This is a genomic window from Leisingera sp. ANG-M6, assembly GCF_000813905.1.
Lineage (GTDB): Bacteria > Pseudomonadota > Alphaproteobacteria > Rhodobacterales > Rhodobacteraceae > Leisingera.
In genome coordinates, this window is the sequence record NZ_JWLG01000025.1 from 46,393 (window position 1) to 71,557 (window position 25,165).

Consider the following 25,165-nt stretch of genomic DNA (forward strand, 5'->3'; position numbering starts at 1 on the left):
CCGGCCCGCAAAAAGAAACCCGGCAGCGCGCGAGCCGCCGGGTTTCCAAGTCATCCGCGCTGTCCGACGTGGCGCCCGGCACCTTCGGGCAGCGGCAGACCCGCGTGCGCCGCAGCGAAACCTGCCAGCTTGTCCGCAACCTCCGGCGACGGCAGCGAGGTGCCGCGCGCGTTCAGGTCCATGTGCAAGAGCAGCGTTTCCACAGTTGCCGCCAGCTTGCCCTCGGGCCCAAACAGGCGGTGGAACAGATGCATCTTCTTGCCGGTCCCCTGCAGCACTTGGGTCGTGACTGTCAGCGCATCGCCCTCATGCAGCTCATCCAGGAAGCGCACGTGGTTCTCGACGGTGAAGTAGCTGCCGCCCGCGGCGATGTAGTCTGCATCGCAGCCGATCATCTCCATGAACCGGTCGGTCGCCTGGGCCGAGGCCTCGGTGTAATGCACCTCGTTCATGTGGCCGTTGTAGTCGGTCCAGCTCTGCGGCACCGGGCGGCTGACGGTGACCGGCAGCTCCACCGCGTCCGGCACGGGCAGCGTGGCCTCATGGGTGTTGATGACACCGCCGGCACCGCTGCCGGATTTCTTCAGCGCCCGCATCATGCCGACCAGGTTGTCGTCGCGCAGACGTTCCAGCGCGCGGATCGGCATATGGCCGGATTGCGCATCGGACTGGCCCGCGATCAGGTCGACCAGCTCCTCGGTGAACTCCGGAACATCCATCAGCTTGGTCCAGGGCCATTCCAGCGCCGGGCCGAACTGCGCCATGAAATGCTTCATACCCGCCTCGCCGCCGGCAATCCGGTAGGTCTCGAACAGACCCATCTGCGCCCACCGCAGGCCAAAGCCCATACGGATCGACTCGTCCAGCTCCTCAGTGGTGCAGATGCCGTCCTTGATCAGCCACAGCCCCTCGCGCCAGACCGCTTCCAGCAGACGGTCGGCAATATGCGCGTCAATCTCCTTGCGCACGGTCAGCGGGTACATCCCCACCTCGCGCAGCAGATCCGCAGCCTTGGCACAGGTGTCCGCATCGCCCACAAGCTCGACCAGCGGCAGCAGGTAAACCGGGTTGAACGGATGCGCCACCACGGCGCGGGCGCCTTCGGCATTCAGTTCCGAGGGCTTGAAGCCGGAGGTCGAGGAGCCGATCACCGCAGATGCCGGTGCGTGCTCCTGCAGCTGAGCGTGGATCTTGTGCTTCAGGTCCAGCCGCTCCGGCACGCTCTCCTGGATCCAGGCGGCATCTGCCACCGCCTCAGCCATGTCGGTGTGGAAGGTCAGTTCGCCTTCGGCCGGCAGCGCCTTGTCATACAGCGACGGCAGCGAGCGGCGGGCGTTGGCCAGCACCTCGCCGATCTTGCGCTCCGCTTCCGGGTCCGGGTCGAACACCCGCACGTTCCATCCATTCAAAAGGAACCGCGCGGCCCAGCCGCCGCCGATAACCCCGCCGCCGATGATTGCTGCTGTTTTCATAATCTATCCTCTGATCGCCCTCCCTGTGCGCCCGCCGGTGCACAGGGGGTGTACAGGGGGTGCACGCGTGGCACCCCCGCATTTCGGCTTATTTCGCCACCGGCGCGCGCTTGGTCAGGCCCAGCTTCTCGCGGACCGCCTCCGGGCCGATGATCCGGGCGCCCATGCCCTCGATCACGCCGACCGCGCGCTCCACCAGCTGCGCGTTGGTGGCCAGCACGCCCTTGTCCAGGAACAGGTTGTCCTCAAGGCCGACCCGCACGTTGCCGCCCGCCAGCACCGACTGCGCCGCATAGGGCATCTGGTCCCGGCCCAGCGAGAACGCCGACCAGGTCCAGTCGGACGGCACATTGTTGACCATCGCCATGAAGGTGTTGAGGTCGTTCGGCGCGCCCCACGGAACACCCATGCACAGCTGCACCAGCGCGTTCGGCTCCAGAATTCCTTCTTTTACCAATTGCTTGGCAAACCACAGGTGGCCGGTATCAAACGCCTCGATCTCCGGCTTCACGCCCAGATCGGTCATCATTTGCCCCATCGCCCGCAGCATGCCCGGCGTGTTGGTCATCACGTAATCGGCCTCGGCAAAGTTCATGGTGCCACAGTCGAGCGTGCAGATTTCCGGCAGGCATTCGGCGATATGGGCCATCCGCTCGGTGGCGCCGATCATGTCGGTTGCCGCCTCGTTGACCGGCAGCGGCGCTTCGGTCGAGCCGAACACGATGTCGCCGCCCATGCCTGCGGTCAGGTTCAGCACCACGTCAACTTCGGAATCGCGGATGCGGTCAGTAAGCTCCCGGTAATACTCAAGTTTCCGGGACGGTGCACCGGTTTCCGGGTCGCGCACATGGCAATGCACCACCGCCGCACCAGCCTTGGCCGCCGCGATCGCGGATTCGGCAATCTGCTTGGGTGAGCGCGGCACATGGGGGGATTTGTCCTGGGTGCCGCCAGAGCCGGTCACGGCGGCAGTGATGAAGACGTCTCGGTTCATGGTCAGGGGCATGGTTTCGCTCCTTTGGGGTTAAGCTTGCAATTCGGGGTGATCCGCAAACAGCTCCAGCGCCTGCGGATTGGCGAGGCCGGAGAGGTTGCGGACGGGATGTTTGTTCACCACATCCCGCACCGCCAGCTCGGCGGTCTTGCCGGACTTGGTGCGCGGGATGTCTGCGACGGCGATGATTTTCGCGGGCACATGACGCGGTGAGGCATTTTTGCGGATTTCCGTTTTGATCCGGGTGGTTAGCGCGTCGTCTAGCGTTGCACCTTCGGCAGGAACCACAAACAGCACCACCCGCACGTCGTTGTCGAAGCTCTGGCCCACGACCACCGCATCCGCGACCTCGCCGATCTTGTCGAGCTGCCGGTAGATCTCTGCCGTGCCGATCCGCACGCCGCCAGGGTTCAGCGTCGCGTCCGAGCGCCCCAGCACCACGTAGCCACCGTGTTCCGTGCGGATGGTGAAATCGCCCTGCCGCCAGATATTGCGGTATGTTTCGAAATAGCTGGCACGGTAACGGGCATTGCCGGGGTCGTTCAGGAACCGCGCCGGCATCGACGGATGCGCATTGCGGCAGACCAGTTCGCCAGCCGTGCCCTCAACCGGTTCGCCCTGATCGTTCAGGGTTGCGACGTCCAGCCCCAGCATCGGCGCCTGGATCTCACCCTGATGCACCGGCAGCACCGGGCAGCCGCCGATGAAACAGCCCAGAATATCGGTGCCGCCGCAGATCGAGGCCAGCTGCACATCCGCTTTCCAGTCCGTGTAGACATGGGCAAAGCCCTCGGGCGACAGCGGCGAGCCGGTGGACAGAACCACCCGCAGCGCAGCCAGGTCATGACTGTCCGCAGGCCGGTTGCGGCGTTTCAGCGAGGCATCGATGTATTTGGCGGAAATGCCGAAATGCGTGACCTTCTCGGCCTCCGCCAGGTCAAACAGCCGGCGCATGCCCGGATACATCGAATTGCCGTCAAACAGCACGATCACAGCCTCGGAGGCCAGCGCCGCCACCTGCCAGTTCCACATCATCCAGTTGCAGGTGGTGTAATAGAACATCCGGTCGCCCGGGTGCAGGTCGCAGTGCAGCTGCTGCTCCACCAGCATCCGCAGGAGGGTGCCGCCGCCGGAATGCTCAATGCACTTGGGCTTGCCGGTGGTGCCGGAGGAAAACATCACATAGAGCGGATCGCGGAAGCCCATCTGACAGCAGTCCAGCGCCGGGGCGTCTGCCTGCTTGAAAGTCTCATAGGCGGTCATGCCTTTCGGCAGGTCCTGCGCCTCGCCCGCATAGGGCCAGACCACGATCTGCCGGACCGACGGCACCCGGGCCGCGACCTCGGCAATGGCGGCGCGGGTCTCAAACACCTTGCCGTTGTAGAAATAGCCGTCGGCGGCAAACATCAGCTTGGGTTCGATTTGGCCGAAGCGGTCGACCACCACATCCGGCCCGCTTTCCGGCGCGCAGGAGGACCAAACCGCGCCCAGCGAGGCGGTGGCCAGCATCGCCGCCACGGTCTGCGGCATGTTCGGCACATAGCCCGCGACGTGGTCGCCAGCCTCGATCCCGGCGTCCCGCAGCGCGGCGGCAAGCATTTCCACCTCGCGCTTCAGCTCGGCACGGGTCCAGACCATGCGGCGCCCGTCCTCGCCGATGAACACAATTGCCTCGCGCCCGTCCGCGTTCTTCAGGAATGTGTCCACGACGTTCAGCCACGCTTCGGGGAAGAAGCGCACCTGCATCGGGTCCTGATGGTCCAGCAGCGGCACCTCCCCCGGGTCGCCCTCCAGCCCGCAGAACTCCCAGGCCAGCGGCCAGAAGTCCTGCGGCTGCGCAACCGACCAGGCATGCAGAGCGGCGAAGCTGTCCAGAGCTGAGCCAGCGGCAGCAGAAGCCTGCGCCATGAAGCCGGACAGCAAAGGTTTGCGGCGCGCCGAAAGATCCGGCTGCCAGAGAAGAGGAGCGGTGGTCATGAAGGTATCAGCGGTTAGAGAGCAGGCGTCAGGTGGTCTTCGGCGGATCGTCAAGATGCTTGACTTCCTGCGTGATTAGCGCAGGAGTTGACGCAGCGCTTATACATTTTCGGTCAAATACTATACAGATGCAGACAAATCCGCCGCCAATATTCGAATTCCTGCTGTTCGAGGGGTTTTCCAACATGGTGCTGGCCAGCGCCATGGAACCGCTGCGCGACGTGCGGATGAATGCGGGCCAGGATGTTGCCGGATGGCGTGTCAGCACGCTGGACGGGGCGCCGGTTCGCAGTTCCAGCGGGCTGCAGATAACCCCCGACGGCGCCTTTGACGAAGGCCAGGGCAACCGCACCCTGGTTCTGGTTGCGGGCTATCATGTGCGCGAACAGGTGACGCCTGCCCTGCTGGCCAAGCTCAGGACCGCCACACGGGCTGCCCGGCTGGTTCTGGCGCTCGATACCGCCGCCTGGCTTCTGGCTGCGGCAGGGGTGCTGGACGGGCACAGCGCGACGATCCACTGGCAGGAGCTGGACGCCTTTGCCGAGGCCTTCCCGAAGGCCGAGGTTTCGACAGCCCGCTTTGTCCGCTCCGGCCCCTTCCTGACCTGCGGCGGCGCCAGCACCGCGCTCGACATGATGCTGAGCCTCATTCAGGATCTTTACGGTTCCGCCGCCGCCTTCGGCGCCTCAACGATGTTTTTTTATGACCCGTCGCGCCAGTCAGAACTGAACCGCGGCGCGGCGAGGCTGGAGCAGCGCGGCTCGCCCAAGATCCTGAGGGCCGCGAACCTGATGGCAGAGACCATCGAAACCCCGCTGAGCACGGCGGCCCTGGCCAAGCGGGTGTCGCTGTCCGAACGCACCCTGGCGCGGGCGTTCCAGCGCGAACTCGGCATGACGCCGGGAAAATACTACAAGATGCTGCGGCTCCAGCACGCCCGCTACCTGTCGGAGGAAACCCATCTCAGCCTGGAGCAGATTGCGATGCGCTGCGGGTTTTCCTCTGCCTCTTCGCTGGGACGGTCGTTCAGCGGGCATTACGGGCGGACCATCCGCGAGGCACGAGTGCAGGAGAAGCCCTGGGTCAGGAACACCAGCGGCTGACAGGGCGGACGGGGGCAGGACCCCTTCGATCTACACCAGCCCCATCGCCACGGCGGAATGCGGCTTGATCCCCAGATCGGTGAACCCTGCAACACCTGCGCCCACGGTATTGTCGCGCCGCATCAGCGCAATCTGCGCCGGGGTGACCGGCGGTTTTGACAGCGGCGCCAACAGCGCCGCCGCAAGCCGCCACAGCGCAAAGGGCACCGGCAGCAGCAGGCGGCGGCGGCCACTGCGGGCCGCCAGCCGCCGCAGGATGTCGCGGTAAGCAAACACATCCGGCCCGCCCAGTTCATAGACTTTCCGCTGCGCGCGCGGCCCTTCCAGCACACAGGCCACCGCTTCGGCCACATCCTCCACCCAAACCGGCTGCAGCCGGGTCCGGCCGCGGCCGAACAGCGGGATCACCGGCAGGCGGGCTGCGATCTTTTGCAGATCACCAAAGAACACGCCGCCCTGGCAGAACATAACGCTGGGCCGCAGGATCACCGCATCGGGGCAGGCATTTCGCACCGCCACCTCGCCTTCTGCCCTGGCCCGCACATAGGCTGAGGGCGAATGCAGGCTGGCACCGATCCCGGAGACGTGGATCAGCCGCTGGCCAGGTGTCTCCTGCACCAGCCGGGCAACCCTGCGGGCGCCTGCCAGGTGCACGTCCTGAAAACTCTGCTGCCGTGTCTCCGTGTAAAAGCCGATGCAGTTGACCACCCAGCCGGCGCCGCTGAGGGCGCGGGCCATGACACCCTGCTGCGCAAGATCGACCTGCACCTGCTGCACCCCGGTCTCCCATTCCTCCGGCGCTGGTGCGCCAGGGGTGCGGGTGCCTGCGCTGACGCGGCATCCCTGCTGCTGAAGACGCCGAACCACCCGGCGGCCGAGAAACCCCGTGCCGCCCAGCACAATCACGCTGCGGGGGCTGATCTGCATCTGGAAACGCTCCCCATCCGGGTCTGCGCCAACAGATAGCGCATCCGCGCCGCTGCGCCACTTGCGCCACTTGCGCCCGTCTCTGCCGGATCAGTCCAGCCGGAAGCCGATCTTCAGCCCCACCTGGTAATGGGCCACCTTGCCGTCCTCGACATGGCCGCGGATCTCCCCGACCTCGAACCAGTTGATATGGTCAATGGTCTTGGACGCGCGGGCAATCGCGCCGCTGATGGCATCCTCAATGCTGGATTGCGAGCTGCCCACCACATCCACCGTCTTGTAAATTGCGTCACTCATCACACACCTCCTCAACCTGCATCCAAAGCGGCTGCAGTGGTGATTAAGTGTGCCCCGATCCGCGCCCGCGTCCAGAGATTCCGCTGCCGCACGGCGCGGATCTCCTCTTCTCCTGGCTGAAAATATCCCCGGGGGGGCGCGAGGGGGCAGGCAGCCCCCTCGTTCCTGAGCGCCTCAGATCAGCGCATCACAAAGGGATCGGGGATTGGATCATCGCTGGTGCGAAGCCAGACGGCCTTCACCTTGGTGTAATCCAAGGCCGCCTGCAGCCCGCCCTCGCGCCCGTGGCCCGACAGCCCATGGCCCCCAAAGGGCGCAATCGGGCTGACCGCGCGGTAGGTGTTGACCCAGACGATGCCCGCCCGGATGCCCCGGATCATCCGGTGCGCCCGGGTGAGGTTCTGGGTGAACACACCCGAGGCCAGGCCAAATGCGGTGTTGTTGGCAATCTCCATCGCCTCTGCCTCGGTCTCAAACTCCACCACCGACAGCACCGGGCCGAAGAATTCGTTCGACAGGCAGGGTGCCTCCGGCGCGGCGGAGCAATCCAGCACCGTGGGCGGGAAATAGAACCCCTGCCCTTCCGGCACGGTGCCACCGGTGACCAGCTTGGCACCGGCAGCAACTGAGGCTTCGATCAGCCGCACCGCATGGTCGCGCTGTTTCAGGGTGCAGAGCGGCCCGACCTCGGTTGCCATGTCATCCGGCGCGCCGATCACCACTGCCTCGGCTTTCTCCTTCAGCCGCGCAAGGAAGGCGTCCTTGATCCCCTTCTGGATCACCAGCCGGGATCCCGCGACGCAGCTTTGCCCGGTGGCGGCGAAGATGCCGGAAACCTGCGCATTCACTGCGCTTTCCAGATCGGCATCGTCAAACACGATGAAGGGCGACTTGCCGCCCAGCTCCAGCGAGGTGGAGGCGAGGTTTTCCGCCGAATTGCGCACGATATGGCGCGCGGTCTCCGGCCCGCCGGTGAAGGCCACATGCGCGACCGATGCGTGGCTGGTCAGCGCCGCCCCCGCCTCCGGCCCGCCGGTGATCACGTTCAGCACGCCGGGCGGAAAGCCCGCCTGATCAAAGATGCGGGCAAATTCCAGCATCGGCGCCGGGCCTTCCTCGGAGGCCTTCAAGACCACGGTGCAGCCCGCCGCCAGCGCCGGGCCGATCTTCACAGCGGACAGGAACAGCTGCGAATTCCACGGCACGATGGCCGCCACCACACCCACCGGCTCGCGCCGCAGCCAGACCTCCATGTCCGGCTTGTCGATCGGCAGATGCGCGCCCTCAATCTTGTCCGCCAGGCCTGCGTAATAGCGGTAGTATTCCGCCACATAGGCAATCTGGGCTGAGGTCTCGCGGATGATCTTGCCGGTATCGCGGGTTTCCAGCTCTGCCAGCTTTGGCGCGTTCTCGGCCACCAGATCAGCCAGCCGCATCAGCAGCTTGCCGCGCTGGGTGGCCGTCATCCCACCCCATTCAGGGGAGAAGAACGCAGCCTCCGCAGCCCGCACCGCCCTGTCCACATCCGCCGCCGAAGCGGCCGGCATCTGCGCCCAGGCTTTGCCGGTAGCCGGATCGAGGCTCTCGAAGGTCCCGCTCGCGTCCTCGAACGCACCGCCGATGTACTGCTGGAAGGTCTGCATTCTCAGGTTCCCTTACTGAAACGCGGGCATGACTTCGGTGATGAACCGCTCAAGCGAGGCTTTCTTGCGCTCGAAACTCATGCTGCTGTCGATCCAGAACGAGTATTCATCATATCCCAGCGCCTCATACTTTTTCAGCCGCTCGATCACCGCCGCCGGTTCGCCAATCACCAGATCGCGCTCCATCGCTTCGGGGCTGTAGAACGGATGCGCGGCGATTTCCTCATCTGAAAGCGGATCAATCAGGCCCTGGCTGACGTCCCGCTTGTTCATGAACCAGGCCCCGAAGTAGCAGTAGAAACGGTTCAGCTCCTCCGCCCCGCGTTTCACATCCTCGGCGCTGTCCGCGACATAGGTGTGCTGCAGCAGCATGATCTTGGGCCGCGGCACGTCGCTGTGTTTCGCACAGGCATCGTTGAACTTGCCCATCAGGTCGGTGATTTCCTCATCACCCTTCCACAGCGGCGTCACCTGCACATTGCAACCATTCTTCACCGCGAATTCATGACTGTTGGGATCGCGCGCCGCGACCCAGATCGGCGGCCCGTCCTGCTGCAGCGGCTTGGGCGAGGAGGTGGTTTTCGGGAAGGAGTGGAACTCCCCCTCCTGCGCATAGTCACCCTGCCACAACCCCTGCACTGCCGGGATCAGCTCCCGCATCCGCTGGCCCGCCTCCCAGGCGTCCATGCCGGGCATCATGCGTTCGTATTCAAACGAATAGGCCCCGCGGGCGATGCCCAGGTCCAGGCGGCCCTCGGTGATGATGTCGGTCATCGCCGCCTCACCCGCCAGCCGGATCGGATGCCAGAACGGCGCAATCACCGTGCCGGTGCCCAGCCGCACGTTCTTGGTGTGCCGCGCCACGTCGATGAGGTTCAGAAACGGGTTCGGCGAGATGGTGAAGTTCATCCCGTGATGCTCGCCGGTCCAAACCGCATGCATACCGCCGTCATCGGCGATTTTGCACAGCTGGATGAACTCGTCATAAAGCCGCTTCTGGTCGTCTGCCGCGGAAATCCGCTCCATATGCGCAAAGAGGGAAAATTTCATGCGCCCTTGCTCCCTGTCGCCACGGGGCGGACCTGCCCGGTGGTCTGATTGCCATAATACACCCCGAAATTGCCCATCCGGGATTCACTCGCGAACCGCTCCAGCATGGTGCACATCGCCGCGTCGGCAATGTCCATCAGCGTGGATTGGGTCAGCGGTGTGAAAACCCCCTTGGCCGGTGTGCCGCCGGCCGATTGGCACAGAAACGAGATGTGCTGATGTTCGCGCGCTTTGTCTTCGTAAACGGAATAGATGAACCCCGGCTCCGCCTCGACGCCGGTGTCCGCGATCAGCTTGGCCAGGGCGGCAGAGGCACCCTCCTTGCCGACCCGGATTTCCGGCAGCGTCAGCTTGCCCTGATCGTTGCCCATGAGCAGCACTTTGCCCTCATGCTCGATCAATGCCGAGACGATCAGCTTGGCTCCTTGTGTCAGGGCTTCGGCCTCCGCCGCCGCTGTCACATAGGCGCCGCGGGCGTATCCCAGCCCCGGCGCAGGCGAGGTCTCAAACGCCTCGACCCGTCCGATCAGGATCAGGTGGTCGCCCGCCTCAACCCGGTTGTGCATGGTGCAGTCGAACCAGGCGGAGACACCCTCGAACACCGGGCTGCCTTGCGGTCCCCTTTGCCAGCTGACGGCGGCAAAACGGTCCTCGACAGGCCGTGCGAAGGTGTTCGAGACGTCCTTCTGGTCCTCCGCCAGCACATTGACGGCAAACCCGCCCGCCTGCTCGAACGCGGCGTAGTTGCTGGAGGAGTTGGCAATGCACACCAGCACCAGCGGCGGGTCCAGCGACACGGAGGTAAAGGAATTGGCGGTAAAACCGATGGGGTTTCCGTCCGCATCATGGGTTGTCACCACGGTAACGCCGGTCATGAAAGTGCCGAATGCATTGCGCAAGGCGCGCGGGTCGATCTCGCTCATGACGTTGCTCCTTCCGTATCCAGCCAGCCCTGCAAGGCGGCATTGACCGCTGCGGGTGCAGTCAAGTTGACCATATGCCGGTGGCCTTCGATGACAACCGCCCTGCCCTGCGGCGCGGCATCCGCCATGGCTTGCGCCATCGCGGGTGTCGAGTTCGGATCGCCATCGCCGGTCAGCGCCAGCAGCGGGCAAGGGATGCCCGCAAAGCCGTCCGCATAGGTGCTGTCACCGCGGGCAAAGGCGGTATAGGCGGCTGCGTAGCCCGCCAGGTTCACAGCCGACAGCCATTCCCCGACCTGCGCCCGTGCCGCCTGGTCGGTCTCACTCTGCCCGAACCAGCGCGCCAGCGGTGTCTCCAGATCAAAGCTGCCCGCGCGGATTTCAGCCGCGCGCGCCTCAACCGCAGCCCGTGCGTCTGAGGAACGGCGGAACACCCCGTTCAGCAGCGCCACGCGGGCCGCGTTCTCCGGATGGCTGACAGCATAGCCGCCGGCAATCAGCGCGCCCATGGAGTGGCCAGCCAAGGAAACCGGCCCCAGATCCAGCGCCTGCAAAACCGCGTGCAGCCAGGCCACATAATCCGGCAGTTCGGTGCCCTCCGGCAGCGGCGCGCTGCCGCCATGGCCGGGCATGTCCAGCGCGATGACCTCATGGGTCTGCGCAAAAGCCTCAATCTGCGGCCCCCAGGCCGCCGATTGCATGCCGACCCCGTGGATCAGCACCAGCGGAGACCCCTCCCCTGCCCTATGGCAGGAGACGGCCCCGTAAGGCTCAGACAGCGGCAGGATTGTCGACGTCATGGCCCAGTTCCTTCAGGTCCTGATAGCGGTCGCCGATGCGGTGATGCGGACGGCCGCCTATCGAAGCACCCAGCGCGATCACGATCTCATCCGGGCCCGGCGCGTCCGCAACCGACAGCTGGATTGTCAGGTAATGGCTGCGGCGCCCGCCGTCGTTCTTGTCCATCAGCGGGATCTGCAGTGAAGCATTGGCCGGCCCGCGGGTGTTGGTGAAGGCCAGATAGGATTTCGCCCCCACCGCCTCGCGGAAGTGATTGCCGAACCGCAGCGTGTGGATCAGGGCAGAGGCATGCTCGACCTCGCCATTCACACCGACGATGGCGGATTTGCCGTAGCCCTCCACCTTGTCGCCGCCGCCGGCCGCTTCCAGGATCATCGCGGTCAGCTTCTCGCCCAGCCCTGGCGCGCAGTCGTGGATCGCCGGGCGCAGGTCCTCGACAAATCCCTGCCCTGCCCAGGGGTTTTTGATCACTGCCACCGCGGCAATCATCTTGAGCGGGGTTTCCGCTGCCTTGCCGCCCTCGATCAGGGTTTCTTCGACATGCAGCAGCGTCTTGCGGATTTCGGCGGGCATGGGCGGGTCTTTCTTGTCTGATTCCAGTTGCCGTAATATGGTATACCATCATACAGTATGTCAATGCAGACTTGTTCCGCCCTGCCCCCGTTGTTATCGGAAGAACTATGACCAGCCCCATCATGAGCAAAATCGACCACCAGCCGCAGACCCTGCGCGACATCGTGCAGGAACGGATGCGCGAGGCGATCATCTCCGGCCAGTTCACCCCCGGCGAACGGCTGGTGGAGCGGCCCCTGTGCGACCAGCTTGGCGTCAGCCGCACCGTGGTGCGGGAAACCATCCGCTATCTGGAGGCAGAGGGACTGGTGGAGATCCTGCCCGGCAAGGGCCCGATTGTGGCGCAGCTCACATGGGCCGACGCGCGGCAGATCTACGACATCCGCCAGATGCTGGAGACCGCCGCCGCCACCGAATGCGCCCGCAACATCACGCCGCAGCTGGCAGAGCAGCTGAAGGCGGCACTGCAGAGCCTGCAAGAGGCCGTGGGCGCAGGCGTGCCCACCCCGATGCTGCGCGCCACGACAGAGTTCTACCGGATCATCTTTGACGGCGCAGGCCACAACGTCGCCTGGGAAATCGCCCAGCGTCTGAACGGCCGCATCAGCCGGCTGCGGGCGGTGACGCTGTCGACCGCGGAGCGCCAGAAGCCCGGCCCCGCCCATATGCAGGACATTTGCGAGGCGATTGTGTCGGGGGATGCAAAGGCTGCGCAAGCCGCCATCGAACGGCACCTGAGCGACGCCAAAAACACCGCCGAACGGCTGCTGAACGAAAAATAGCCGTTTCCCTGCGAGGGAAACGGCCATGAAAAATCGATTTTTCATGGCAGAAATCCGCGCCGGATTTCTGCCTTTCTCTCGCTCGGACGTCAGCCCAGAATGCCGGGCAGGTTCAGCCCGTGCTCGCGCGCGCAATCCTTGGCGATGTCGTACCCCGCATCCGCGTGGCGCATGACGCCAGTGGCCGGGTCGTTCCACAGCACCCGTCCGATACGGCGGTCGGCGTCCTCGGTGCCGTCGCAGCAGATCACCACGCCGGAATGCTGCGAGAAGCCCATGCCAACGCCGCCGCCGTGGTGCAGCGACACCCATGTGGCGCCAGAGGCGGTGTTCAGCAGCGCGTTCAGCAGCGGCCAGTCGGAGACCGCGTCGGAGCCATCCATCATCGCCTCGGTCTCACGGTTCGGAGACGCGACAGAGCCCGAGTCCAGATGGTCGCGGCCAATCACCACCGGCGCTGACAATTCGCCATTGCGGACCATCTCGTTGAACGCGAGGCCGGCCTTGTGGCGATCACCCAGGCCGATCCAGCAGATCCGCGCGGGCAGGCCCTGGAAGGCGATGCGTTCCTGCGCCATGCCCAGCCAGCGGTGCAGGCCTTCATTCTCCGGGAACAGCTCCTTCATCTTGGCGTCGGTCTTGCGGATATCCTCCGGGTCGCCCGACAGCGCGCACCAGCGGAACGGGCCGATGCCCTTGCAGAACAGCGGGCGGATATAGGCGGGCACAAAGCCGGGGAAGTCAAAGGCGTTCTCCAGCCCCTCCTCCAGCGCCATCTGGCGGATGTTGTTGCCGTAATCCACCGTGGGCACGCCCATCGCGTGGAAATCGCACATCGCCTTGACCTGTACCTTCATCGAGGCGCGGGCGGCCTTTTCCACCGCTTTCTTGTCCGTTTCCCGGCGCTCTTTCCATTCGCCCATGGTCCAGCCCAGCGGCAGGTAGCCGTTGACCGGGTCGTGGGCGGAGGTCTGGTCGGTCACGATATCGGGGCGGATGCCGCCTGCTTCGGCGCGCTTCACCAGCTCCGGGAAGATCTCTGCCGCGTTGCCCAAGAGGCCCACGGATTTCGCCTCGCCTGCGGCGGTCCAGCGCTCGATCATCTCCAGCGCCTCGTCCAGGGTCTCGGCCTTCTCGTCCAGGTATTTTGTACGCAGGCGGAAGTCGATGCTGTCCGGGTTGCACTCCACCGCCAGGCAGCAGGCACCGGCGAATACAGCGGCCAGCGGCTGCGCGCCGCCCATGCCGCCCAGGCCGCCGGTCAGGATCCACTTGCCCTTGAGGTCGCCGCCGTAATGCTGGCGGCCCGCCTCGGCAAAGGTCTCGTAGGTGCCCTGCACGATGCCCTGCGTGCCGATATAAATCCAGGAGCCGGCCGTCATCTGGCCGTACATCATCAGGCCCTTTTTATCGAGCTCGTTGAAGTGGTCCCAGTTGGCCCAATGCGGCACCAGGTTGGAGTTGGCGATCAGCACCCGCGGCGCGTCCTTGTGGGTCTGGAACACGCCGACCGGCTTGCCGGACTGCACCATCAGGGTCTGATCTTCTTCCAGGTTCTTCAGGGTCTCGACGATCAGGTCGAAATCCTTCCAGGTGCGCGCCGCGCGGCCGATTCCACCATAGACCACCAGCTCATGCGGGTTTTCGGCGACGTCGGGATGCAGGTTGTTCATCATCATCCGCATCGGCGCCTCGGTGACCCAATGCTTGGCAGTGATTTCCGGGCCGGTGGGCGGAAAGATGTCGCGGGTGTTCTTGCGGGGATCGCTCATGCCGAGGGCCTCCAGTTTTTGAGATCAGTCAGAATGTGGGTGAGATGGGCGCGCAGCTGTTCCGCGCGCTCCGGCAGATAGGTCCAGGGGGGGCTTTCCTGGCAGTAGGTCGCCTGCGCCAGTTCCATCTGGATCGCGTGCAGCCCGTCCGCGGGCCGCCCGTAGTGACGGGTGGTCCAGCCGCCCTTGAAACGCCCGTTGAGGGTGGAGGTATAGCCCTCCGCCGCCTCGCAATGGGCCACGGTCAGCGCCTCGATCGACGCGTCGCAGGTTTCGCCCATGTTGGTGCCCACGTTGAAATCCGGCAGGCGGCCTTCGAACAGGAACGGAATGTCGCCGCGGATCGAGTGGCAGTCGTAGAGGATGGCAAAGCCGTGAATCGCCTTCACCCGCTCCAGCTCCGCCATCAGCGCCGCGTGATAGGGCGCATGATAGGCGTCGCGGCGGCGGGTGATCTCCGCCTCGTCCGGCTCCTTGCCCTCCTGCCAGATCGGCAGTCCGTCGAAATCCGTCAGCGGCACCAGAGTGGTGGTGTTTTGCCCTGGATAGAGACTGATACCTGCGGGGTCGCGGTTCACGTCGATCACATAGCGGTGGATCGGCGTGCGGACGGTCGTGATGTCCTCCACCAGCCCCGTGTAAAGGTCGTGAATGTGCCAGTCGGTATCGGCCAGCGCCCGGCCGGTCTCGTTCAGGCTGTCCCAGATTTCCGGCGGAACATCGGTGCCGGTGTGGGGCAGCCCCAGCACCAGCGGCGAGGTGCCTTGGGTCACTTCGATCATGCCGCCACCTTCACGCCAGCGGCATCCGCAACCCGGCCCGCGCGGACCATGGCGCTGGCAGCTTCAATGTCGGGCGCCAGATAGCGGTCTTCTGCCAGAGCGGGGATGTCAGAGCGCAGCATTGCCAGCACGTCCTGCAGCCGGGCCGAGGTTTGCAGCGGCGCACGCGCCTCCACCCCTTGTGCGGCACAGAGCATTTCAACGCCGAGGATCACCGACAGATTGGCGTTCATCCTGGCAAGCCGCAGGGCGCCGTGGGCGGCCATCGAGACGTGGTCCTCCTGGTTGGCCGAGGTCGGGGTCGAGTCGGTCACGCAGGGGTTGGCCAGATGCTTGTTCTCGCTCATCAGCGCGGCGGTGGTGACTTCGGCAATCATAAAACCAGAGTTGAGGCCCGGATCAGGCGTCAGGAACGGCGGCAGGTCGTGGCTCAGCGTCGGGTCCACCATCAGCGCCACCCGGCGCTGCGCGATGGCGCCAACCTCGGCCACCGCCAGCGCGATCTGATCGGCGGCAAAGCCCACATATTCCGCATGGAAGTTGCCGCCCGAGACGATCCGGCCTTCGTTCACCAGCACCAGCGGGTTGTCGGTGACGGCGTTGGCTTCGATCTCCAGCGTCTTGGCGGCCATCCGCAGCACGTCCAGCGCCGCGCCCACCACCTGCGGCTGGCAGCGGATGCAATAGGGATCCTGCACCCGGGTGTCGCCCTCGCGGTGGCTTTCGCGGATTTCCGATCCGTCCATGATGCCGCGCATTTCCCGCGCCACATCGATCTGCCCGGCATGGCCGCGCAAGCTATGGATGCCGGCAACCAGCGGCGCGGTGGAGCCCATGATCGCGTCTGTGGTAAGCGAGGCAATCACCATCGAGGCTTCAGCCATGCGCCAGGCGTCAAACAAGCCGGCCAGCGCGCAAGCGGTCGAGAACTGGGTGCCGTTGATCAGCCCCAGGCCTTCCTTTGGACCGAGCACAATCGGCTCTAATCCGGCCTTTTTCAGCGCTTCCGCGCTGGACATGCGGGTGCCTTCAAAGGTGGCCTCCCCTGCCCCGATCATCGCCGCTGCCATATGCGCCAGCGGCGCCAGGTCGCCCGATGCACCAACGGAGCCTTGCGACGGGATCACCGGTACCACACCGCGCGCCAGCATCTGTTCGATCTGCTCAATCACCAGCCAGCGCACGCCCGACGCGCCGCGGCCCATCGACAAGAGTTTCAGCGTCATCATCAGCCGGGTCTTGTCCTCCGGCAGCGCCTCCCCTACCCCGCAGCAATGGCTGAGGATCAGGTTGCGCTGCAGGGTGGCAGTGTCAGCCGGTGCGATCTTGGTCGAGGCCAATTTGCCGAAGCCGGTGTTGATGCCATAAACCGCTTCTTCTCCGGCAGCAGCATCCGCCACCATCTGCGCGGCGGCCTCCACCGGCTCACGCGCCGAGGCATCCAGCTTGGCCGGGGTCAGGTTGCGGTAGATATCTTCCAGCGTGGACAGCGTCACGGTGCCGGGGATCATCTCGATCATCGTTTTCCCTCATAGATACGGGTGTAAAGCGGGTTGAAGCCGATGCGGTAGGCGAGCTCGCCGGGCGTCTCCACGTCCCAGACCGCCAGGTCGGCGCGCATGCCGGCGGCGATCTGGCCGCGGTCCGCCAGTCCCAGCGCGCGCGCTGCGTTGCAGGTGACGCCTGCCAGCGCCTCCTCCGGCGTCATGCGGAACAGGGTGCAGCCCATGTTCATGGTCAGCAGCAAGGAGGTCAGCGGTGAGGAGCCGGGGTTGCAATCGGTCGCCAGCGCCATCGGCACGCCGTGGGCGCGGAAGTGCTCAATCGGCGGCGCTTGGGTTTCTCGGATGGTGTAGAACGCACCCGGCAGGATCACCGCAACAGAACCCGCCGCGGCCATCGCCCTGGCGTCGTCTTCGGTGGCGTATTCCACGTGATCAACTGACAATGCACCGTACTGCGCCGCCAATGCGGTGCCGCCCTGATGGCTCAGCTGCTCGGCGTGCAGTTTCACCGGCAGACCCAGCTCCCGCGCCACCTTGAACACCCGTTCGATCTGCGCCGGGGCAAAGGCGATGTTCTCGCAGAAGCCGTCGACCGCATCCACCAGCCCCTCCGCATGGGCGGCGCGCAGGGCGGGGATGCAGATCTCGTCGATGTAGTCGTCGTCCCGGCCTTTGTATTCGCCGGGCGGGGCATGGGCGCCAAGGAAGGTGGTTTTCACCGTCACCGGGCGCAGTTCACCCAGACGGCGGGCGGCGCGCAGCATGTTCAGTTCGGTCTTCAGGTCCAGCCCGTAGCCGGATTTCACTTCCACAACCGTTGCGCCCTCGGCGATCAGCGCATCCAGGCGGGGCAGCGCATCCTGCACCAGCTGTTCAAGCGATGCCTCGCGGGTGGCGGACACGGTGGAGACGATGCCGCCCCCTGCCCTTGCGACTTCCTCATAAGACGCCCCATTCAGGCGCATCTCAAACTCCATCGCGCGGTTGCCGCCGAAAACAATATGGGTGTGGCAATCGATCAGGCCCGGCGTTACCACCCGTCCGTCCAGATCGACATGCTTCCAGGGAAAATTGTCAGCTGACAATTCCTGCCGCGGCCCGGCCCAGACGATTTTCCCGTCCGAAACCGCAACGGCCCCGTCCTCAATCAGCCCGTAAAGCGCATCTGAGCCGGCCATCGTGGCCAGCTTGGCGCCTGTCAGAACATAGTTGCCAGTCACGCAAATCTCCCCGAGTCGCTTGGTTGCCGGTTTGGCAATAAGCTACTCATTTAGGCGATTATGTCTAGTCATAAAATGAATAGGCTGCGACTTGGCCCGGCGATGCTAGAGACCCTCTTTCTGCGGTATCCGCGGGTGCAGATCGTCGATGATGATCGGATGCGCATGCGGGTGGCCGCCCTGCAGATGCGGATGGTCAGGCGGCAGGTCCGGGTGCTCATGCGCAACCGGTGCTGCGCTGTCCGCAGGCCAAAGGCGCTGCGCGGCGAACAGCCCTGCGGCGGCCAGCAGCGCCAGCACCAGCATTGCGGCCCCTGACCCCCAGGCCGCCATCAGCCAGGCCGACAGCGGATAGAAGACCAGCCAGCAGGCATGCGACAGGGTGAACTGTGCGGCAAAGATCGCAGGCCGGTCCGCTGCATGGGCAGAACGTGCCAGCAGCCGCCCTGAAGGCGTCATCACGGCGGAATAGCCAAGGCCGATCACGAACCAGGCAATTGCCAGCCGTGCAAAGTTCAGCGGCAGTGCCAGTGCTGCCAGCGCCAGCAGCCCCAATGCGGCAGTCCCCAGCACGCCGCCCGCCAGCATCACGCTGCGGTCAGGAGCACGCTCCAGCAGCCGCGGCAGCAGCATCGCCGACAGCATCGAGCCGCCGCCGAAACAGGCCAAGGCCAGCGCCACCGCGCTTTCCCCCTGCCCCAGCCCGGCGCGCACCAGCACCACTGTATTGACCAGCACCATCGCGGCCATTGCCGAGACCACCCAGTTCATTGCCAGCAGCCCGCGCAGACGCGGTGTGCGCAGATAGTTGCGAATGCCGCGGGTGGTGCGCTGCCAAATGGGCCGCGGCGCCTTGGGCGCTGGCGACGGCAGAATGATTGAAACGAGCAGCAAGGCCGAGGCCGCAAACCCAGCCGCGGTGCCCCAGAACAGCGTCGAGGAACTGACTAAAACCAGCAGCGCCGCCGCCAGCATCGGGCTGATGAGGCTTTCCAGCTCATACGCCATCCGCGACAGCGACAGCGCCTGGGTATAGTCCTTCTCCTCAGTCAGCACATCGGGGATCGAGGCCTGGAAGGCGGGCGTGAACCCGGCCGATGCGGACTGCAGCGCAAAGATCAGCAGATAGACCTGCCAGACCTCCGTGACAAACGGCAGGCAAACCGCAACCGCCATCCGCACCATGTCGAGCGCGATCAGCATCCGGCGCCGGTCCACCTGTTCAGCCCAGGCGGCGGCAACCGGGGCCACGGTGACATAGGCCACCATCTTGATCGTCAATGCTGTGCCCAGCACCACACCCGCGCGCTCCCCGGCCAGATCATAGGCCAGAAGGCCAAGCGCCACGGTCGCAAGTCCGGTGCCGCTGAGCGCCACGATCTGGGCGAGGAACAGGTGCCGGTAGGTTCGGTTCTTCAGGATAGAGAGCATGCAGGCCTTGCCTTCTGGCTGGGAATATCCCCGCCACTGTGACCGCGGCCCGGCGCGGAAAGCAATGGTCCACTGCAGCCGGAGCGCCAAGCAAAAGAAGAAAATTGTCAGCTGACAATTTCAGTCAAAAGTAGCCGGTGCCGGGAGGCGCCGCCGGTGATTTTCAACCTCAAACTCTGCGCCGGTCCACATCCGTTCCCCGGTGGAAACCGGCTTCACGCGCAGGGCGGGCTTCGCGGTATTCCCAAAAGTTGTCAGCTGACAATTCACTTCTGGCTCCTGTACTGGAGAAGCCGAAATCCAGTGTTCACCGCGTCAAACCAGTCACTGAAGACCGGCAGCTTGTGAAAATTGTCAGCTGGCAATCTCCGCCCGGTTCCCCGCCTGCAGCAGTGCGTTCAGCATCGGCGCTGTGGAAAACTGGCCCGCCCGCGCCTTCTGCGCCAAGCGTCTGAGGTAGGCGCCGGGGCTGCGGATGGTGCTTAGTTTCTCCAGCATGCACATCACTGCCGTTGCCGCGTCCTTGCGGCCCATGGCAGCGCGTGCGTCGCTTAGGACCGGCATCTCGATCCCCATCATGGGCGACAGGGTTTCTGCAATGCGGTCGGCATCCTGCCAGCTGCGCAATGCACCGGGGTAGTAGGTCTGAACCTCTGGGCAGGCACGCAGAACCGCTGCCAGATCAGTGTCTTTCTTTGCCGGTCCACCAGTTGCTACAGAATGCTGTGGCTGAGGGCTGGGCACTTCCGTGGCCGTCTGTTCAGAGTCAGAATCTTTTTTTACTGAATCCTGTATGTGCCGCTCATTTTGGCTGTCAGGGCCGCTCATTTGGCGTGCAGGAAGTTTGGTTTCCTGGGCAGGCTCTTCGGGTGTCCGGCTGGCAATTTCATCCTGCAGGGCGTTGGCCATTGCGGTCAATTCGGTGGCGCATGGTTTGCGGCGCAGCAGTTTGCGGGCGGCTTCCAGCAGCACGTCAGCACCGCCCTCCGCCAGCTCCAGCAGTTCTTGCCGCAGCACGGCAACCCGGTCGCGCAGCACTGCCAGGCGCTCGGCACGGGCCTTGGCGTCTAGCGCGGCGTCAAAGATCTGGCTTGCGTGGCGGGCTAGGGGGGAGAGATCGAAGCCAAAGGCAAGGGCCATGTCTTCGCCGCTGCGGCGCGCATACCGCTTACGGTTGGGGCTGTTCTTCCGGCTGACAATGCCGATCCGGGTGAGGGCGGCCAGGTGGCGGCGCAGGGTGCTTTCGGGCATCCCGTTCAAGCGCTCCATCAGCTTGCGGTTCGACGGGAACACGATGGCGCTGTCGGGCGCCGCAGGCAAGGCGCGCTCCGGAAAGAACGTCAGCAGCGCCTTCAGGACGCCAAGGGTGCGGTGGCTCAGTTCAAATTCCGCGGCGGCGTGCGTCAGCGCAGCCAGAAGGTCCCACTTGTCGTGGGTACCCGCCAGCTGGCCACACGGATCCTGCCGCCCAAATGCGATTTGGGACGCCTGTTCCATGATTATTTTCACGAAAGACAAAGAATTCCCGCCCCCATGCAGCGCATGGAGTTGACACTAAGGAGTCTGAGAGGCTATTCCAAAGGTGCTAAATCTGAGAACGGCCTTCTGGGATGTAATGTCCTGGGGGGCTTTTCTTTTGCCTGTTTACGTGCCTCCTGTCCTGTTTTCTCTGCTCTTGCTCAGTCTTCCGGCTGCTCGGGCTGGTCTTGCTGCCAGCGGCCGTGAAGCTCTGCCATGATCTCTTCCGCGTTTTCGTCGAACCAGGCGTCAAAGCCGGGCGCGTGCTTGCCGGAGATCGTCAGGGTGATGCCCTTGGCGGTTGTCTTGATGCCTGCGACCTCAGCGCCGTTGCTGCCTCGCAGGGCGCGGGATTTCGGCGGGGCAGGGGGGGCTTTCACCTCCTGGCTCACGCCTTGGGCATGGGTCAGAACCGCCTCGAACCGCCCGTCGGAGTCAAAAGTGGTGAAATCGGGCCGGTTTGTCCGGGTGATTGCCCGGGCCCGCGCTGCGGGATCGTCAAACAGCTTGACCATCTGCATCCAGCGGTCGCGGCCGATGCCGGGGGCAGAGCCGATGGCCCGCAAGAACGGCAGCTCAAACGCGGTGCCGACCTTCAGCATCCGCGACACCATTGGCAGGTCGATCGACAGCGCCGCGGCAATTGTCGGCCGGTCATAGCCGCCGTCCTGCAGCTGCGCCGCAAAAGATGCCTTCTCGATGAAGCTGAGGTCCAGGCGCGAGGTGTTTTCCTGCCCCTGCGCCATCACCAGCGCGTGGTCGTCCAGTTGGCGCACCATCGCCTTTACGGCCATGCCAAGTTCGCGCAGTGCCATCAGGCGGCGGCGGCCATAGACGATCTCGAACCGCCCCGGCGCCTTGGGGTGCGGACGCAGCAGCACCGGCACCTGCTGGCCATAGGTCCGCAGGCTCTCCTTCAGCTGGTTAAGCGCGGCGCCGTCCAGGCCCAGCCGGTCCTCGTAGCCCGCGTCGTCGATCAGCGCGGCGTCGATCTCCTGCACCGCGCTTTCCTGCAGCTTGCTGAGCGAGGATTGCAGCGCCCCGACCGCGCCGCGGGGCATCATCTTGGGTTTCGGCCCCGGAGCGGATGCTGCGGGGTTGCTGAGTGCCGTGCTGAGAATGCCTTTGCGTGCCATCAACGCCTCCATGCTTGTTGAAGGAGCGATTCTATTTCATCGTTAACTTGATTCAGTGAATCGACCGCACGGTCGTAGGTTGACCTGTGAAACATGGACCTTTCGACCTCATAGACGGTTTGCTGGGTCAGGCCCGCATCGGAAATCGCGGTGGATTTCAGCATTGGGGCAACCATGACTTCCTCGCCGAACAGCTGCCGCAGGAATGCAACCACTTGTTGCTGAGGGCCGTCGTTTGGCTCGTACCGGTTGATGAGAAAGCGCAGGAAATCGAACTCCAGCGTGGCGCCGGCGTTGGAAACCACATCCAGCAGTTCGGCTGACATCTGCAGGAACTGCGACATCGAGGCGATGTCGAGCATATTCGGCACCACGGTGATGATCACACCGGTGGAGGCGCAAAGCGCCGACATGGTCAGATACCCCAGCTGCGGCGGGCAGTCGAAGATGATGACGTCGTAATCCTTCTCGACCTCCTGCAGCGCCGCGGCCATGCGCGAGAAGAACGCGGGCTGCACGTTATTGATCAGCGCTTGCGGGGTCTCGTGCTCAAACTCCTGCAGGATCAGCCCGCCGGGGGCCAGATCCAGATTGGCGAAATAGGTTTCCTGGATGATGTCGCGCAGGGGCAGGGGGTCTTCATAGCGGATTGCGTCATAAATCGTCCCTGTTTCGAGGAAATCGACCTCCGGCTGGTAGCCGAAAAGCGTCGTCAGCGAGGCCTGCGGGTCGATGTCCACCGCCAGCACCCGGTAGCCCTTGAGTGCCAGCCGCTGCGCGGTGTGAATGGAGGATGTGGTCTTGCCCGAGCCGCCCTTGAAGTTCAGGAACGACAGCACCTGCACCTTGTCGCCTTCACGCCGCCCGCGCAGGTAGGTGCCCGGCGTCTTGGCCGCGGCATCCAGGATCTTGCGCATCTCCATCAGGTCGGCGGCAGAATAATGGCGGCGACCGCCGGGCGTGGTGTGCACCTCGGGGAATTTGCCGTCAAAATGCAGCTTGCGCAGGAAGCTGGGAGAGATGCCCAGCATCTCAGCTGCCTCTCCCGCGCTGAACAGGCGCAATTCCTTCCTTGCATCCGGCGCAAAACTTGCCAGCATGTGGCTGTTGAGGGCCGCACTGAGGTTCTCCGCGTTCTCGCGGATACGCTGATTGATGTGGAGTGCTACTGCCACCTGCTGCCCTCTCGATAGTAACGCTGTTTTGCGTCAGCGCTTTATTTATCGTTTCTATACGCAATGCGAACGCAGTTGTGCAATAGATTCCTTCAGTTAGAGGTTGCAGCCGGGCGTTTTGGTTCTCCGCCATACACGGTGCATTTCGGGTGAATTTCCCGTAACTCATTGAAATTATGAAAATTGCCAAAGGTCAAATGAGCTTTCACGGCCTGTGGATAATTTTTCGCTGGGGTATGCATGATGCGCAAGACCGGCGCGGCCGGCGAGTCGACAAGTCAGAGAGATTCCCTGAAAAACAGCCGGTATAGGCTCTAAATGCACATTCTGAGCCTTGAGCGGAAGAAACCGGATCCGACCCCAGGCCGGTTCCGCCGGACAGAGTGTCGGTTTCTGCAACCGGATTTCGCAATCCTGCAGGTGAAACCCGATTCATTTGGAGAAACTCACCGTCAAAGGAGACCCCTGCGATGACTGAGCAAGCCACTGCCACCCGCGCCCGCTCCGGCGGCCGCAACGCCCGCCGCGCCCTGCGCACCGCGCCCAAGTTCGACATGCTGCCGGGGCTGACCCGCAACATCCCGCTGTGCGAGGTGATGGACGGCGGCCAGGTCGAAAAGATCGACAACGCCTCGATGGACATTCTGGAGAATGTGGGCGTCCAGTTCCGCGACCCCATCGCGCTGGAGGACTGGAAGAGGGCAGGGGCCAAGGTCGTGGGAGAACTGGTTTACCTCGACCGCGGCCTGGTGCGGGAATTGATCAAGACCATTCCCAGCGATTTCACTTATCACGCGCGGGATCCGAAAAAGAACGTGCGCCTGGGCGGCAAGCATTCGATCTTTGTGCCGATGACTGGCGCGCCGTTCCTGCGCGACCTGGAGGATGTGCGCCGCAACCCGATGCTGGACGACCTGGCGATGTTCCATAAGCTGGCGCATATGATGCCGGCCCTGCACTCCTCGGCGCACCACATCGTGGAGCCGTATGACCATCCGATCAGCCAGCGCCATCTGCGCATCACCTATTCGTCGATGAAATACTCCGACAAGACGTTCATGGGCATGACCACCAGCCCCAAGAACGCCGAGGACGTGATGGATATGTGCGCCATCCTGTTCGGTGAAGAGTTCATCATGAACAACCCGGTCACCACCGGCAACTGCAACGGCAACTCGCCGCTGGTCTGGGATGAGACCATGCTGGGCGCCATGCGCGCCTTTGGCGCCCGCCGTCAGCCGGTGCTGTGCTCACCCTTTGTTCTGGGCGGCGCCAACACCCCGGCCTCTGTCGCGGCCTCGGTGGCGCAGCTGAACGCAGAGGCGCTGTCGGCGCTGGCTTATACCCAGGTCTGCAACCCGGGCACCCCGGCTATCTACGGCCATTATCTCTCGACCGTCAGCATGAAATCCGGGGCCCCGATGGCGGGCACGCCCGAGATTTCGCTGATGAACTTCATGATCGGCCAGATGGCGCGCTACTACGATGTGCCGTGGCGGACCTCCAACACGCTGGGCGGGGCCAAGACGTTTGACGCGCAGGCGGGTTATGAATCCGCCACTACCCTGTCGGCGGTGATACATGCGGGCGCCAACTATATCTGGCATTCGGCAGGCTGGAACGAAGCCGGGATGCACTGCTCGGTTGCAAAATTCATCGTCGATGCGGAGCAATGCGCGATGGCCTACCGGATGGCGGAAGGCCCGAAATGGGACGATTTCGACCAGGCGATTGCCGCGGTTCCGGATGTCGGCCCCGGCGGCCACTATCTGGGCCATCCGCATACGCAGGAGAACTTCCAGGAGGCGTTCTTCATGCCGGAACTGTTCGACAATAACTCGATCGAGCAATGGCAGGCGGAGGGCAGCGTCGAGATTACCGAACGTGCCCTGACTCGCGCCAAGAAGTTGCTGGCGGAGTATCAGGAGCCGAAGCTGGACGAGGCAAAGAACGAAGAACTGCTGGATTACATCGCCCGGCGCGAGCGGGAGATCCCCGCGGCGGATGAGCTGAACCAAAGCTACTAGGCTTCCTCCCCGACTGGCCCGCCCTTCGATAGGGCGGGCTTTTTTTTTTGACAGGAA

General features: G+C 64.3%; 21 protein-coding genes. 3 read left to right on the forward strand and 18 right to left on the reverse strand.

Translation table 11 applies throughout. The features are described from left to right. Positions 1-50: 50 nt before the first annotated feature. The 3 genes from RA24_RS19695 to RA24_RS19705 all read right to left on the reverse strand — a co-directional run bounded on the left by RA24_RS19695 (position 51) and on the right by RA24_RS19705 (position 4,443). Positions 51-1,472, reverse strand: coding sequence for a carnitine 3-dehydrogenase (locus RA24_RS19695; RefSeq protein ID WP_039193767.1), 1,422 nt, complete (start codon positions 1,470-1,472; stop codon positions 51-53). An 88-nt stretch (positions 1,473-1,560) separates the two neighbouring features. Continuing rightward, a complete protein-coding gene (locus RA24_RS19700; protein WP_019294380.1) occupies positions 1,561-2,478 on the reverse strand; it encodes a 3-keto-5-aminohexanoate cleavage protein in 918 nt (305 codons plus the stop codon). Positions 2,479-2,496: 18 nt separating this feature from the next. Next, the gene (locus tag RA24_RS19705) at positions 2,497-4,443 is read right to left on the reverse strand and encodes an acetoacetate--CoA ligase (protein ID WP_039193769.1); all 1,947 of its coding nucleotides are present in this window, start codon (positions 4,441-4,443) and stop codon (positions 2,497-2,499) included. A gap of 128 nt (positions 4,444-4,571) precedes the next feature. Between RA24_RS19705 and RA24_RS19710 the strand changes: the two genes are divergently transcribed. Beyond that, a complete protein-coding gene (locus RA24_RS19710) occupies positions 4,572-5,546 on the forward strand; it encodes a GlxA family transcriptional regulator (RefSeq protein WP_039193771.1) in 975 nt (324 codons plus the stop codon). 30 nt (positions 5,547-5,576) lie between these two features. Here RA24_RS19710 and RA24_RS19715 read toward each other — a convergent pair whose 3' ends face one another. The 7 genes from RA24_RS19715 to RA24_RS19745 all read right to left on the reverse strand — a co-directional run bounded on the left by RA24_RS19715 (position 5,577) and on the right by RA24_RS19745 (position 11,760). After that, positions 5,577-6,473 (reverse strand): complex I NDUFA9 subunit family protein, encoded by an 897-nt coding sequence (locus RA24_RS19715; RefSeq protein ID WP_039193773.1) that lies wholly within the window; start codon positions 6,471-6,473, stop codon positions 5,577-5,579. 90 nt (positions 6,474-6,563) lie between these two features. Beyond that, on the reverse strand, positions 6,564-6,770 hold the full coding sequence (locus RA24_RS19720; RefSeq protein WP_039193776.1) for a dodecin: 207 nt from the start codon (positions 6,768-6,770) through the stop codon (positions 6,564-6,566). Positions 6,771-6,949: 179 nt separating this feature from the next. Further along, entirely contained in the window at positions 6,950-8,413 is a 1,464-nt protein-coding gene (locus tag RA24_RS19725; protein WP_039193778.1) for an aldehyde dehydrogenase, read from the reverse strand. Between the two features lie 12 nt (positions 8,414-8,425). Beyond that, positions 8,426-9,463 carry an LLM class flavin-dependent oxidoreductase gene (locus RA24_RS19730; RefSeq protein ID WP_039174085.1) on the reverse strand — a complete coding sequence of 346 codons (1,038 nt, stop codon included), beginning with the start codon at positions 9,461-9,463 and terminating at the stop codon, positions 8,426-8,428. Beyond that, positions 9,460-10,386, reverse strand: a complete 927-nt coding sequence (locus tag RA24_RS19735; protein WP_039174081.1) for a flavin reductase — start codon at positions 10,384-10,386, stop codon at positions 9,460-9,462. The genes RA24_RS19730 and RA24_RS19735 overlap by 4 nt, the downstream gene beginning before the upstream one ends. After that, positions 10,383-11,186, reverse strand: coding sequence for an alpha/beta fold hydrolase (locus RA24_RS19740; protein WP_039193782.1), 804 nt, complete (start codon positions 11,184-11,186; stop codon positions 10,383-10,385). Before RA24_RS19740 ends, RA24_RS19735 begins: the two co-directional genes overlap by 4 nt. Continuing rightward, on the reverse strand, positions 11,158-11,760 hold the full coding sequence (locus RA24_RS19745) for an amino acid synthesis family protein (protein WP_019294371.1): 603 nt from the start codon (positions 11,758-11,760) through the stop codon (positions 11,158-11,160). Before RA24_RS19745 ends, RA24_RS19740 begins: the two co-directional genes overlap by 29 nt. A 107-nt stretch (positions 11,761-11,867) precedes the next feature. On the opposite strand from RA24_RS19745, the gene RA24_RS19750 reads away from it, so the two are divergent. Next, positions 11,868-12,542 carry a GntR family transcriptional regulator gene (locus tag RA24_RS19750; protein WP_019294370.1) on the forward strand — a complete coding sequence of 225 codons (675 nt, stop codon included), beginning with the start codon at positions 11,868-11,870 and terminating at the stop codon, positions 12,540-12,542. 89 nt (positions 12,543-12,631) lie between these two features. On the opposite strand, the gene hutU is transcribed toward RA24_RS19750, so the two are convergent. The 8 genes from hutU to repA all read right to left on the reverse strand — a co-directional run bounded on the left by hutU (position 12,632) and on the right by repA (position 23,081). Beyond that, complete coding sequence (gene hutU, locus RA24_RS19755; protein ID WP_039193785.1) at positions 12,632-14,314, reverse strand: urocanate hydratase; 1,683 nt, start codon at positions 14,312-14,314, stop codon at positions 12,632-12,634. Beyond that, on the reverse strand, positions 14,311-15,096 hold the full coding sequence (hutG, locus tag RA24_RS19760; protein WP_039193788.1) for an N-formylglutamate deformylase: 786 nt from the start codon (positions 15,094-15,096) through the stop codon (positions 14,311-14,313). Before hutG ends, hutU begins: the two co-directional genes overlap by 4 nt. Continuing rightward, on the reverse strand, positions 15,093-16,616 hold the full coding sequence (hutH, locus tag RA24_RS19765) for a histidine ammonia-lyase (RefSeq protein WP_039193791.1): 1,524 nt from the start codon (positions 16,614-16,616) through the stop codon (positions 15,093-15,095). The genes hutG and hutH overlap by 4 nt, the downstream gene beginning before the upstream one ends. Beyond that, a complete protein-coding gene (gene hutI / locus RA24_RS19770; protein ID WP_039193793.1) occupies positions 16,613-17,821 on the reverse strand; it encodes an imidazolonepropionase in 1,209 nt (402 codons plus the stop codon). Before hutI ends, hutH begins: the two co-directional genes overlap by 4 nt. A 105-nt stretch (positions 17,822-17,926) precedes the next feature. After that, positions 17,927-19,252, reverse strand: a complete 1,326-nt coding sequence (locus RA24_RS19775) for an MFS transporter (RefSeq protein ID WP_039193796.1) — start codon at positions 19,250-19,252, stop codon at positions 17,927-17,929. A gap of 354 nt (positions 19,253-19,606) precedes the next feature. Beyond that, on the reverse strand, positions 19,607-20,749 hold the full coding sequence (gene repC / locus RA24_RS19780) for a plasmid replication protein RepC (protein WP_039193798.1): 1,143 nt from the start codon (positions 20,747-20,749) through the stop codon (positions 19,607-19,609). 182 nt (positions 20,750-20,931) lie between these two features. Beyond that, entirely contained in the window at positions 20,932-21,906 is a 975-nt protein-coding gene (repB, locus tag RA24_RS19785) for a plasmid partitioning protein RepB (protein ID WP_039193800.1), read from the reverse strand. Beyond that, the gene (gene repA / locus RA24_RS19790) at positions 21,906-23,081 is read right to left on the reverse strand and encodes a plasmid partitioning protein RepA (RefSeq protein WP_029204611.1); all 1,176 of its coding nucleotides are present in this window, start codon (positions 23,079-23,081) and stop codon (positions 21,906-21,908) included. Before repA ends, repB begins: the two co-directional genes overlap by 1 nt. Positions 23,082-23,551: 470 nt before the next feature. Here repA and RA24_RS19795 point away from each other — a divergent pair, with 470 nt between their 5' ends. Next, positions 23,552-25,108 carry a trimethylamine methyltransferase family protein gene (locus tag RA24_RS19795; RefSeq protein ID WP_039193803.1) on the forward strand — a complete coding sequence of 519 codons (1,557 nt, stop codon included), beginning with the start codon at positions 23,552-23,554 and terminating at the stop codon, positions 25,106-25,108. Positions 25,109-25,165: the final 57 nt, after the last annotated feature.